9 protein-coding genes are annotated in these 13395 nt (G+C 44.7%); 8 read left to right on the forward strand and 1 reads right to left on the reverse strand.

Going from position 1 to position 13395, the window contains the following annotated elements; genetic code table 11:
- The first annotated feature begins 61 nt into the window (after positions 1–61).
- The 8 genes from C6H04_RS05730 to C6H04_RS08175 all read left to right on the forward strand — a co-directional run bounded on the left by C6H04_RS05730 (position 62) and on the right by C6H04_RS08175 (position 12295).
- Positions 62–916, forward strand: a complete 855-nt coding sequence (locus tag C6H04_RS05730; protein ID WP_104695183.1) for a DnaJ C-terminal domain-containing protein — start codon at positions 62–64, stop codon at positions 914–916.
- A gap of 10 nt (positions 917–926) precedes the next feature.
- Positions 927–1292, forward strand: coding sequence for a heat shock protein transcriptional repressor HspR (locus C6H04_RS05735; RefSeq protein ID WP_104695182.1), 366 nt, complete (start codon positions 927–929; stop codon positions 1290–1292).
- Between the two features lie 130 nt (positions 1293–1422).
- A complete protein-coding gene (gene mraY, locus C6H04_RS05740) occupies positions 1423–2484 on the forward strand; it encodes a phospho-N-acetylmuramoyl-pentapeptide-transferase (RefSeq protein ID WP_104695181.1) in 1062 nt (353 codons plus the stop codon).
- Positions 2485–2553: 69 nt separating this feature from the next.
- Positions 2554–3786, forward strand: coding sequence for a UDP-N-acetylmuramoyl-L-alanine--D-glutamate ligase (gene murD / locus C6H04_RS05745; RefSeq protein ID WP_104732581.1), 1233 nt, complete (start codon positions 2554–2556; stop codon positions 3784–3786).
- Positions 3783–5681 carry a mechanosensitive ion channel family protein gene (locus C6H04_RS05750; protein WP_199767092.1) on the forward strand — a complete coding sequence of 633 codons (1899 nt, stop codon included), beginning with the start codon at positions 3783–3785 and terminating at the stop codon, positions 5679–5681. The genes murD and C6H04_RS05750 overlap by 4 nt, the downstream gene beginning before the upstream one ends.
- A gap of 164 nt (positions 5682–5845) precedes the next feature.
- On the forward strand, positions 5846–7903 hold the full coding sequence (locus tag C6H04_RS08365) for a methyl-accepting chemotaxis protein (protein WP_104732582.1): 2058 nt from the start codon (positions 5846–5848) through the stop codon (positions 7901–7903).
- Between the two features lie 1790 nt (positions 7904–9693).
- A complete protein-coding gene (locus C6H04_RS08370) occupies positions 9694–10218 on the forward strand; it encodes a methyl-accepting chemotaxis protein (RefSeq protein ID WP_233709734.1) in 525 nt (174 codons plus the stop codon).
- Between the two features lie 1552 nt (positions 10219–11770).
- Positions 11771–12295: a methyl-accepting chemotaxis protein gene (locus C6H04_RS08175; protein WP_233709734.1), complete on the forward strand. Its 525-nt coding sequence runs from the start codon at positions 11771–11773 to the stop codon at positions 12293–12295.
- A 48-nt stretch (positions 12296–12343) separates the two neighbouring features.
- Here C6H04_RS08175 and C6H04_RS05770 read toward each other — a convergent pair whose 3' ends face one another.
- Complete coding sequence (locus C6H04_RS05770; protein ID WP_104732584.1) at positions 12344–13258, reverse strand: outer membrane protein; 915 nt, start codon at positions 13256–13258, stop codon at positions 12344–12346.
- Between the last annotated feature and the right edge of the window lie 137 nt (positions 13259–13395).

Genomic DNA, 13395 nt, shown 5'->3' on the forward strand with positions numbered 1-13395 from the left:
TTGATACTACAAGACTAAAGTTTTATGCTATAATATTTCTAATTTTTATAAAAGGACAACAATGGGAAAGAGTTTATACCAAACTTTAGAGGTGAGCGAGAATGCCAGTCCGGAGGAAATCAAACGATCTTATCGCAGATTGGCGCGCAAATACCACCCCGATCTTAACAAGGGCAAGGAAGCCGAAGAGAAGTTTAAAGAGGTCAATGCCGCCTATGAAATCTTAAGCGATAATCAAAAGCGTGCTCAGTATGATCAATTTGGAGACAACATGTTTGGAGGGCAGAATTTTAGCGACTTTGCCCGCACGCAGGGGAGGAATGCGAATTTTGATGACATCTTATCCCAAATCTTTGGAGGGGGTGGTTTTGGGGGTTTTAATACGGGTTTTAGGAATACGGGCTTTGGCTTTAATCGGGAAATTTTGGATATTCAAGTTGATTTGCAGATCAGTTTGAAAGAGGCGGTGCTAGGCACGCAGCGCAAGATACAGCTCTCTGCTAATGAGAGCTTTGAGATCAAGATTCCTGCGGGTGTGAAAGAGGGTGAGGTGTTGCGCGCGCGGGGCAAGGGACACCAACAAGCGGGCATGCGTGGGGATGCACTTTTAAAAGTGCATGTGTTGGAGGATGGGGAATATACTAGAAAAGGGGATGATCTCATTAAAAACTTTGATGTGCCTTTAAAAACAGCGTTGTTTGGGGGCAAGGTAGATATTCAAACCCTCTATAAAGATGTGTCTTTGAAGATTCCCCCTAATACTAAAAATGCCCAAAAATTCCGTCTGAAGGAACTCGGGGTTAAAAATCGCAAGAGTGGACACATGGGCGATTTATATTTGAACGCCAATGTGGTCTTGCCCCATACCGATCACATGAGCACAGAGGTTAAACAGGCTCTACAGCAGTTGCCCTAAAGGATCGCCCATGCTAGATTACGACGCACCGCTGTACCTGATTAGTGTGGTGGCTAAGATTTTAGGGGTGCATCCCCAAACTCTGCGCCAATACGAGAAAGAAGGTCTAGTAGAGCCCAAACGTACAGATGGCAAGATGCGCCTCTACTCCCAAAGAGATGTGGATAAAATCAAGACAATTCTACGCCTCACGCGCGAATTGGGCGTAAATTTGGCTGGGGTGGATATTATCTTGCGCCTTAAAGATCGCCTAGATGAGCTCGATCGCCTCAATGAAGAATTACAAGCCCATTTACAAAAAAACGCCCCAGCGCAACCAGAGACTAAACGCCTTGAAAAGACTTCCTACGAATTAATCTTATTTAAAAAGACTTAGAAATATGGGCATCGTAAGTCATGGACTTTAAAGCCATGCGTTTGTGATTGGTAGTGAGAATTTTTCGCAGGAAGTGGATTCAGCAAAATTGAGCATAATACGAGCTTGATCTTAGTTTCAAAGACGCACAATGCTCTACTATCTCTACACATACTTTGGTGTAAACATCTTTCAATACCTGACCTTTCGGGCAGGGTTGGCGTTTTTTATCAGTTTTTTTGCTTGTGTTTACTTAATGCCTCTTTTCATTAGATGGGCTAAAGCCACGAAAGCCAGCCAGCCCATCTCAGATTTCATTCCCCATCAGAATAAAAAGGATACACCCACGATGGGCGGGGTGGTTTTTTTAGGCACTACTATTATCTCCTCCTTGCTCAGCGCGAGATTGGACAATCCCTTCGTGCTTTTAGCTCTTTGGAGCTTACTCGCCTTTGGGGCTATTGGCATGCAAGATGACTACACCAAGATTCGCCAAAAGAAGAATGCAGGCATCTCCTCCAGACTCAAAATGGCCCTGCTTTTTGGGGTTTCCTTAAGCATTGTGGGCGTGCTTTACACGCTCATTTCAGAAAAGAACCTCTATGTCCCCTTTTTGAAAACGCCCCTCTTTTCCTTTCAAGACCATCCCATATTGTTACTGGGGTTTTGGGTGCTCGTCTTTCTCTCGACCACGAATGCGGTTAATCTCACCGATGGTCTTGATGGTTTGGCGACTGTGCCTAGTATTTGTGTCTTGTTGAGTTTAAGCGTTTTTATCTATGTTGTAGGCAATGCCGAATTTAGCAAGTATCTTCTCTATCCCAAAGTGCTCCATAGTGGCGAGGTGGTGGTGGTGTCTTCCGCATTGATGGGAGCACTATTGGGTTTTCTGTGGTTCAATGCCTTTCCAGCTGAGGTGTTTATGGGAGATAGTGGGAGTTTGGGGATTGGGGGATTCATCGCCTACATGGCTATCATTACAAATAATGAAATTTTGCTCATTTTAATGGGGTCGATCTTTGTCCTAGAAGCGATGTCGGTGATCCTGCAAATTGGAAGTTATAAGGTGCGCAAGAAGCGCATTTTTCACATGGCTCCCCTGCACCATCACTTTGAATCCAAGGGTTGGCCAGAGAACAAGATTATTTTGCGTTTCTGGATTGTAGCAATTTTGAGCAATCTTGTGGCCTTGCTCAGCCTTAAAGTGCGCTAGGTCTAAACCATATTTTGTAGTTTTTGTGTTAAACTTAAAAAGTATAATCATAATTAAGTGGTGGATGCAATGATCTCTTTGCTTGGGTATGGACGCACTAACAAGGCTTTTGCCGCCTATTTTCATCGGCATGGCATGTCTTGCACGATCTATGATGACAATGTCCACGCTCCTGCAACCACCCCTCATAATCAGCCCTTGCTCCCCTCTGCCACCTTTGACCCTGCGCGCTCTAGCGTGGAAATTGTCAGCCCGGGTATACCCCCCCATCACCCTCTAGTTTTAGCGAGTCAGCACTTGGTGAGTGAATACGATTATGTCGCACAGATCAGACGCCCCGCATGCACCCTTTTTGTGAGTGGTACAAATGGCAAAACCACCACGACCGAAATGCTGGGCTTGCTCTGTGAGCCCTTTGAAGCTCAGGTGGGTGGAAATATCGGAGTGCCTCTGATCAATTTAGATGCACCAATTTGGATTTTAGAGAGCAGTTCCTTTAGTTTGCACTATACGCAACACTACGCCCCTGATTTCTACATTCTGCTCCCCTTGGCCCAAGATCACCTCAACTGGCATGGCACTTACGAGCACTATGTGCGCGCAAAACTCAAGCCATTGGGCTTGATGCGTGGAGGCAGTCCTGCGTTTTTACAAGCGTGCTTGCAAACCCATCCCCTCGTGCGAATGGCCTTGAAGAGATCAGATGCGCCCACACTCATTTTTTATGAAAACTCTACCCACTTGGCCCAGCAGATGGGCTTGGAGCTTGCCAAAGTGCGCTTTGAAGAACCCTTTCTATTAGACGCACTCTTGGCTTTAAGCGCGACTAAATTAGCCTTTAACACCATTGATTATGATCGCCTCAATAGCTACGCTCTCCAACCCCACCGCCTAGAAGTCTTCCAAGATGCGCAGGCGCGCACATGGGTCAATGATAGCAAGGCGACCAATGTAGACGCTACACTCAAGGCTCTGGCGCGTTTTGCCCATCGTTATGTACACTTGATTGTGGGAGGGGATAGCAAGCAGATGGATTTAACCCCCTTGTTTGAAACATTGGCGCATATGCAGGTGCAAATCTACACCATTGGCACTAGCGCAGCTTTGATGTCTGAGATGGCGAAGAAATACGGCGTGAATGCGCTGCATTGTGGAGATTTAGCCAGCGCCGTGCATGCGATCAAAGCCTCTTTAAAGCGCGACCAGATCGCATTGCTCTCACCCAGCGCAGCCAGCTTGGACCAATTTAGTTCTTACCAGGAGCGCGGCGATCTCTTCAAGAAATGGGTCTTAGCACCATGATAGGGTGGGTGCGCGCATTCTTACTGAGCCTCTTATGTGTGTGTGGTTTGGTGCGCGCAGACAGCGATCCAGATGCGATCGATCTCTATATCCTCTTAAAACAAATCAAACAACTCAATCAGGTGATTGCGCACTATGAGCAAGACCCCGCTAGACGCTCTGAGGTTCCCCTTTTTAGCGATCAAAAGAACGATTTGATTCACACTTTTGCGTTGCGTTTATTGCGTAATCAAGAGCATATAGGGATCGATATCCAGAAAAACTTACAAAAACAAGCGCAGCTCAAGCAAACTTTGCTCAAGAGCAGTAAGGGTAATGATATTTACGCCTACATGCTCAGCACTTTGGAGCTCAGGAATTTAGAAGCCGACCAGCAAATGTATGACTTCTTAGAGAAATTGCGCACTTCGTTGGATTTCTTTAGCCAAGAAAAAGATGTCAAAACCTTGAGCATGGCTGTCTTGCTCAAATTTGAGGGAGCCATGGCTAAAACCTATGTCCTTCCTACTGATTTGAACACGCTCAACTTGCACCACCTTCAAGATACGCTAGATGACTATAAGCTCAAACTCAAGACCTACTTAGAAGTGCTCCACTACATCCAACAGCATCCCGACCAAGTGCTCTCCAAAAATATTCTCCTTAGTATCGATATGCAATGGATTTTAGAGCGCGTTGCTGCCATACTAAACAAGCTTTTTCCTAGCTCGCATGGGCTTCAGAGTGCTAAAATTTTGCTCTCTCTTGCCTTGCTACTAGTCTTACTCACCTTGAGAAAACTCGCCACCACCCTTTTTATGAAATTCCTCGATCTCTTTGTGCGCTTTAGCCGTAAAAACGAACAAGTGCAGCAGAGAATCCGCAACAGCATCATCACCCCCATTTCTACTTTCTTGCTCATCTATAGCTTTGATATCTCTATAGATATTTTGCACTACCCTCACCCCACGCCCATCAAATTTAACATGTATTTGGGGGTGATCTACATTTCTTTGCTAGGTTGGCTGGGTATCGCTTTGTTTAAAGCTTATGGTGCGGCTCTACTTGCGACTCTAGCTTCCAAGCGCAATGGCTTTAGACGCGAGGTGGTCAACCTTATCCTCAAGGTAGCCTATTTTTTCATTGTAACGATCACAATTTTAGCAGTGCTCAAACAGTTAGGATTCAATATCTCGGCTATCATCGCCTCGCTAGGGATTGGAGGTTTGGCCGTGGCATTGGCAGTCAAGGATTTGCTGGCTAATTTCTTTGCCTCAGTCATTCTGCTCCTAGACAACTCCTTTGGGCAGGGAGATTGGATTGTATGTGGCGATGTGGAAGGCACAGTGGTGGAAATGGGTCTTAGGCGCACGACGGTGAGAGGTTTTGACAACGCGCTCTTATTCGTGCCCAATTCTGAGCTAGCGGGGAAATCCATCCGCAACTGGAATCGCCGCAAAGTGGGGCGCAGGATCAGAATGAGTATTGGGCTGACCTATGGCTCTCCTAGAGATAAGCTCGTCCAATGTGTCCATGCCATCCGCACCATGCTTGAGCAACACCCCAAGATTGCTAAATTCTCCGATTTAGATGCGTCTACCAAGCAGGAGTTGAATGCCCAGCAGGATTACATGATGGATCGCGAACACATCGTGTCCATGGACGATCTGATGGGCTATAAATCCAACCTATTTGTCTTTGTGGACAATTTTGGGGATAGTTCGATCAACATTTTAGTGTATTGCTTTTCTAGGACGGTGATTTGGGGAGAGTGGTTGGCGGTTAAAGAGGATGTCATGCTCAAGATCATGCAGATTGTCGAAGAACTGGGCTTGAGTTTTGCCTTCCCCTCCCAGAGTGTTTATCTGGAAAGTGTACCTAAGTCTTTAGGCGCTCGCGAAGTACCCAAATGTTAGAGGTATTTGGGTTTACCACCACTACCCATGGGCGCAACTTTGGGCACTCTCTGTCATAGATACTTAAGCATATGTTGGTGTTGTGCAGGGATTTAATCGTATTTTTTGCAAGAAATGATTAAATAAAAAATGGATATCCATTTGAGCAAGAAAGGAAGAATGTCATGCTAACAAATCTCAAACTCGGAACCAAGAGTGTTTTGATGATTGCTATCATTCTGATCGCTTCTTTTGTGCTGGTAGGAAGCTATTTTACACATGAGGCAACAGAAATGTTGATTCATGATGCCAATCGGTCAGTCAAAAACCAAGCATTTAACCGAGCTAAGACAATTACCTTAGTGCTCAATAACCTGGCGCAATCTTTGACTCACTACACTGCCTATTTTTCGGGTGATGGATTTGCTTTCCTAAGAGATGCAGAAGACAAAACACTTCAGGATAATGTTGAAAAACTGGTGCTCAACAAGCATTTTATACGCCAAGCATGGCTGGTATTCTTGCAGGATAAACAGCCTTACAGCAGTTACGCGTCCATAGAAGAACCAGATAAAACTGTGCGCTCCTATCGCAACTCCCCCTCTATTTTGCAATCCCCCTTGATTACAAAAGTGCTGGAGAGTCAAAAGCCTGCGCGTTCCTCTACTGATTTTACTGCTTTGCTTGATGGGACCAAGCGTTTTGGCACTACCATTGCCATGCCTATTATTGACGAGCACGGTGCACTTGTCGCAGTAGCGGGTGTTTTCATCAATATGGAGCTCTTGCAGAAACAGTATTTCCCCACAGAAGTAGCAGAAAATGGCTTCTTTATGGGGGGAGGTAATCGTATTTTTGCCATCAATCGCAATCATAGTCTGCAAGGCAAGGCATTTAGCGAGGTCATGTCCGGCCAAGAAGTCCAAGAAATTGAAAACTTCAGGGAAAATGCTAAAGAAGGAGCGAGTATGTTGGGCACTTTCTATTCTGATGTGCTCCACTCAGAATCAATCCTTGCACTCTACACTTTTCGCCCCTTCCAGAATATTCACCAAGGGCATAACTGGATGATTGGAGCTGTCATCTCCAAAAAAGATCTGTATCAACACATCTCGCGTGTGCGTCAGGGTGTTACTATCATTGTGGCGATTTTGCTCGTCATCACAATGGTAGTGGTATTCTTATACATCCATTACAGCGTCGTGAAACGCGTTAAGCATGTCTCTATAACCCTGGATAAGTTCTTTAAACTACTCAATCACGAACAGGTGCAAATTACGATCTGTCATTCCAAGCAAAATGACGAGATAGGCGAGATGTTTAAGGCAATCAATGAAAATGTGCTCAAGATTCAGGAGAATTTCCAAAACGATAACGCGATCATGGCAGATGTGATCTCTGTGGCCTCTGCTGTGGAACAAGGCGATGTTACCCAGCGAATCCATGTGAAGGCCAGCACACCCCATCTCTCTAAGTTGATTCAGACCATCAATACCATGATTGACTTTTTAGAACAGCGGGTTGGAGCGGACTTAAACCGCATTTTAAATGTGGTGCGTGCTTATCAAAATTTGGATTTTACGGCGAAAATTGAGAATGCTAAAGGGGATTTTGAAGTTGCTACTAACCAGCTAGATTCTGAAATTGTGAAAATGCTGATCACCTCTTCGGGGTATGCCAACACACTCAATGACAGATGTCAGGGACTTAAATCCAGCATGGATGAGCTGGCTACCAAATCCGCCCAACAATCCCAAGAGATCAGACAGACTACACAGAACATCGAGGTAATTACCCAAAATATCAGCTCTGTGAGCTCTAAGAGTGATGATATGATCGCCCAAAGCCATGAGATCAAAAATGTAGTGGAGATGATTTCAGAAATCGCCGATCAGACCAACTTGCTCGCTCTGAATGCCTCCATTGAGGCCGCGCGCGCGGGTGAACATGGACGAGGTTTCGCTGTAGTGGCCGATGAAGTGCGTAAACTTGCTGAGCGCACCCAAAAATCTTTAGGTGAGATTGAGAGTAATATCAATGTCTTGGTGCAATCCATTGTAGATAATTCCAGTGCCATTAAAGAGCAGGCAGATGCTGTGCTGGATATTAACCAAGTCATTGCACAATTTGATGCAAACCTGAGCCATAGCGTTGACATTGCCAACAAGTGCTTGAATATCAGCAAAGACATCGAAGCCATCGCTACAGATATCTTAGATGACATCAACAAAAAGAAATTTTAAGGATGGATATGCAACACTCAACACTCAACACTTGGAATTTTGTCTATGTGTTGTGCTATAATACCCCCCGCAGAGTTGGGGCGTTAAGTCTAACAGAAGGTATTGTAAGACCCATCGATGGATGGGTCTTGGCGGCGTCGCAACCTCCCTAGGTTAGATTTGGGGGGTATGTTATGGGTATTGCTAGCAAAATCACGGCTATTTGTTTATTGCAAAGTTGAGCGTTAATTCTAAGAGAAAGAGACTCCATGTTTAAAAATCTGAAATTGGGCTCAAAAGTAATCTTGCTAATTTCCATTGTTTTAGTCTGTCTATTTGGCATGTTGGGTACGATTCTCCTCATTAACGCCGATCGTACCCTCAACCACAGTATTACACAGATTCTCAAGGGGCAAATCAAAGTGAAAGCAACCGGTATCATCCACGCCCTGGATACCATTGCTGAAGTTGTCTCCAACTTTAGAGGATATGTCGTCGCTAATCCCCAAATTTTGCAAGAACATCATAAAATCCAAGACATGCTTACCGGTCTAATCAAGACCAGTGAACAGGGCTATATCCGCGAAGTTTTCCTAGTCATTTTAAATGACAAAGAGCAGTTACAAAGCAATGTGGGAATTTTTAAGGATAACCAAGATCAGCTTCATGTCTATGCCGACGATCTGGATATTTTTAAAGAACCAGTTGTGCAAACCGTTCTGCAAACCAAGGAAGACGCCCGAAGCCACACTGAACTCACATCGCTACTAGGTGGTAATAAGATTTTTGGGAATATTATTGCTTTGCCCATTAAAATTCATGGAAAAATGGTCGCTGTTGTAGGGCTTTTTACCGATTTTGAACGGATTCAAGCGCAGTATTTTCCCAATAATGGTCAAAATGGCTTTTTAATTGGTCGTGGAGGCATTACCTTGGCTGTGCATACCAATCACAAATTACAGGGAGTGAAATTTGCAGATGTCATGAAAGACCCTAGAACACAGGACATTTTGGATTTTCGCGAAAAGGCAAAGCCCAACACAATGCAACTGATGAATTGGTATAGCAACGCGACGAAAAAAGACATGGTGGTGACTCTCTATACCTTTAGACCTTACAGCAAGCTTTTGAGCAAGGTCGATTATAATTGGGTAATCGCAGCGACCATCTCCAAAGATGAAGCCTTTGCAGATCTTTATCAGCTCCGCAAGATCATTCTGCTTGGTGGGCTCTTCACTCTCACTTTAACCGCCGCGATCCTGTATATTTTTCTACATTTTCAGGTCATTAGACGCTTGCAGACCATGCAGATCACACTCCAATCCTTTTTTAGGTTGATTAGACATGAGCAGGCACACCGAATTTCCTTTGAAAAGGTAGTCTATAACGATGAAATTGGCATGATGTATAAGGACATTATCGCCAATATTCAGCACATCCAGAACACTTTCGAAGCGGATAATTACATGGTGGCACAGGCAACACTCAATGCCGACAATATCCAAAAGGGCATGATTGGAGCGAAAAATTTACAATGTCAGGAGGGGTCTACTCCTCAACTCTGTGAGCTTATCTCTACCCTGTGTTCCATGATTGCGGGTTTAGAGAAAAATGTTGGCTCCGATCTCAATAGAATTTTGAGAGTGATGCGTAACTACAAAAACCTCGACTTCACCAACACCATTGAGCATGCCCATGGGGATATTGAACTAGCCATCAATCAGTTAGGGGTTGAGATCACAAAAATGCTCCATGTCTCACTGAGTTTTGCTAATCATCTCAACACTAAGGCTATGGATTTGAAGGGGAGTATGGATAAGTTAACCCAAAACTCTGTAGAGCAATCTCTCCAAATCAAGAGCGCCACGCAAAACATTGAGGACATCACGCAGCGCATTAGTGAAGTGAGCAATAAGAGCGATGGGATGATCGCCCAAAGTCAAGAAATCAAGCATGTGGTGGAAATTATCCGCGATATTGCCGATCAGACTAACTTGCTCGCTCTGAATGCCGCGATCGAAGCGGCGCGCGCGGGTGAACATGGACGAGGTTTCGCTGTAGTGGCCGATGAAGTGCGTAAACTCGCTGAGCGCACCCAAAAATCTTTGGGTGAGATTGAGAGCAATATCAATGTCTTGGTGCAATCTATTGTAGATAATTCCAGTGCCATTAAAGAGCAGGCAGATGCTGTGCTGGATATTAACCAAGTCATTGCACAATTTGACAGCAGTTTGAGTCATAATATTGAAATCGCCAACGAGTGTTTGAATATCAGCAAAGATGTTGGGCGTATTGCCAGTGATATTTTGGAGGACACCAACAAGAAGAAGTTCTAATTCTGTTCTAGGAGTGGCGATGTTCAAAAACTTGAAACTAGGCTCTAAACTCATGCTCATGCTCTCATGTGTCCTCCTGCTCATGTTTGGGGGGCTAGATGCCTATTTGTTAATGCTCATGAACAAAAATTACAAGAGTAGCTCGGAGCAGATTTTGAAGGAGCAGGCTAAGTTAAAGGCCACCAAGGTGATCATGGTCTTGCGTTCAGTGGGGCGCATGCTCAATACTTTCGGGGCATTTTTGAGTGCAAACCGCTGGGAGATACAAGAAACACAGGAAATAGAGAGTATGCTCGCCAAGATCATAGAATCGAGCAAAGATATCTACATCCGCCAGGCATTTTTGGTTTTGGTAGAAAACCATAGGCCCAAGAGCAGTATCGAGGTGATTCGAGGCCTTGATGACAAGATTTTGAGTTCAACTAATAGTGCCACTGTTATGAACGCCCCAGTTGTGCAAGAAACTTTGATCAAGCAACACAATATGCGTAATTATGTCAAAAGCACCACCCTGCTAGATGGGAGCAAAGCTTTTGGGACTACAATTGTCATTTCCATCAAGTCTAATAACGAAGTGATCGCACTGGCGGGCGTTTTTGTAGATTTTGCAGCTATTCAAGAGGACTTCTTTCCCAAAGGTGATTTAGATGGATTCATGCTGGGTAGCGATGATAGTATTTTAGCGATTCATCGCGATCACTCATTGCAGGGCAAACAGTTCAGTGAAGCCATGCCCGATGTGCACACCAAAGACATCTTAGACTTTAGAAAAAATGCTAAGCCCGGTGAGCTCAAAATTGTAGAGTGGTATTCTTCTCTTTTAAAACAGAATACGATCACCACTCTCTACACTTTTACCCCCTTTGATAGCGTATTGGGGAGCAGTTATAATTGGGTAGTGGGAGCAGTGTTGACCACAAATCAGGTGTTTGGCGAACTCTATAAAATTCGTCGCGTTGTGATCATAGGGGGAGTGCTTGCTTTTATGATTGCTATGCTCATCTTGTACTTCTACATGCGTTTGCAGATCGTACAACGGCTCAATAGCATGCTCAGAATGCTCATGGACTTCTTTGGTTTATTGCGGCATGAGAGGATTAATCTGGAGCTAGATAGATCGCGATCTAACGATGAGATTGGGATGATGCGCAATGCCCTCTGTGAGAATATTACACGCCTTCAAAAAAATTTTGAGGCAGACAATCACATGGTGGCACAGGCAACACTTAATGCTTCCAACTTGGAAAGAGGCATCATTAGCCTCAAAGATTTGCAATGCCAAAGCAATGCCAGCCCTCAACTCTGCGATCTCGTTTCTACATTGCATTCCATGATGGGCACTTTAGATAAGAACATCGGTTCAGATATCAATAAGATACTAGAAGTAGTGCATGCCTATCAAAACCTCGACTTCACCAACACCATTGAGCATGCCCATGGGGATATTGAACTAGCCATCAATCAGTTAGGGGTTGAGATCACAAAAATGCTCCATGTTTCACTGAGTTTTGCTAATCATCTCAACACTAAGGCTATGGATTTGAAGGGGAGTATGGATAAGTTAACCCAAAACTCTGTAGAGCAATCTCTCCAAATCAAGAGCGCCACGCAAAACATTGAGGACATCACGCAGCGCATTAGTGAAGTGAGCAATAAGAGCGATGGGATGATCGCCCAAAGTCAAGAAATCAAGCATGTGGTGGAAATTATCCGCGATATTGCCGATCAGACCAACTTGCTCGCTCTGAATGCCGCTATTGAGGCTGCTAGAGCAGGTGAACATGGACGAGGTTTCGCTGTAGTGGCCGATGAAGTGCGTAAACTCGCTGAGCGCACCCAAAAATCTTTAGGTGAGATTGAGAGCAATATCAATGTCTTGGTGCAATCTATTGTAGATAATTCCAGTGCCATTAAAGAGCAGGCAGATGCTGTGCTGGATATTAACCAAGTCATTGCACAATTTGACAGCAGTTTGAGTCATAATATTGAAATCGCCAACGAGTGTTTGAATATCAGCAAAGATGTTGGGCGTATTGCCAGTGATATTTTGGAGGACACTAACAAGAAGAAGTTCTAGGGAATGCTTTAGCGGGTTGCCCCGCTACTCGCCTGCCTATCTCAGAAATTAGAAATTATAGACATAATTGGCAAAGATTGCGATGTTGCGTCTGAAGGTAATGGCTATCGCATCGCCCTTTTTCACGCCATATTGTGGGAAATCCTTTGTGGTGCTCAAAGTGAGATAAGGGTCGTCGATAGTGGGGACGCGCACACCTAGCTCAAAACCCTGATGTTGGGTAATATTTGCCCTCACACCCAGATTGACCAAAACCTGTACATGGGTGGGGGAAAACACGCCTTTAAAGCCCTCGCCATTAAAAAACTTTGCGCGTGCCTTAAAGTAATTATTCATGGTAGTGCACTTGCCATCATCATCACTCCAAGTGCATTCCCCATTAATGAAGCCCTTGCCCATCAACCAGCTAGAACCCCCGACCATCACGCCCGCAAACACCCCAAAAGTGCGCTCTTGCTTTTCATAGAAGTTAAAGAGCATATCTAGCCCCACGCCATAGAAGAGATTGGCGGATTGCTGGTTGGTGGTTACTAAAGTGGTGTTGCCATTTTCATCTTCTACATTTTGTTTAAATGAAGCGGGCCCTCCCTGTCCGCTGAAAAAGCCGTAATAGCGCAAGCCAAAGTGTTTTTTCTTGCCAAAGAATTGTTTGTAGCCGATCTGAATGTCCGCCCCAAAGAGGTTGCCATTCATTTTCCATGTTCCTACCACCTGCTCTAAAGCAGGTTTGCTCGCTTTTAGCTGTCCGCTGAAATTGGAGTATTGGAACCCTGCTCCTACAAATGCGCCGTTTTTCTCCGCACTCAAAGGAGCTAGAGCAAAAAGTGCAAGTGTACCAAGTGTGCTAAAGTCTAAGAGTGCCCGCTTAAGCTTGTGCTGTGTGCTGTGTGCTGTGTGCTGTGTGCTGTGTGCTGTGTGCTGTGTGCTGTGTGCTGTGTGCTGTGTGCTGTGTGCTACTACCATACCAAAATTTCCTTTCTGAATGCAAAATGAGAATACAATGTTAACTAAGAACTGACCATGTTGTCAAGGAGTTTTGCTCTGTTCGTACAAAAGTTCCAAGATAAGCATAGATGGTTTGCACTAAAACCTTTTTAATG

The organism is Helicobacter salomonis (assembly GCF_900197775.1).
Lineage (GTDB): Bacteria > Campylobacterota > Campylobacteria > Campylobacterales > Helicobacteraceae > Helicobacter > Helicobacter salomonis.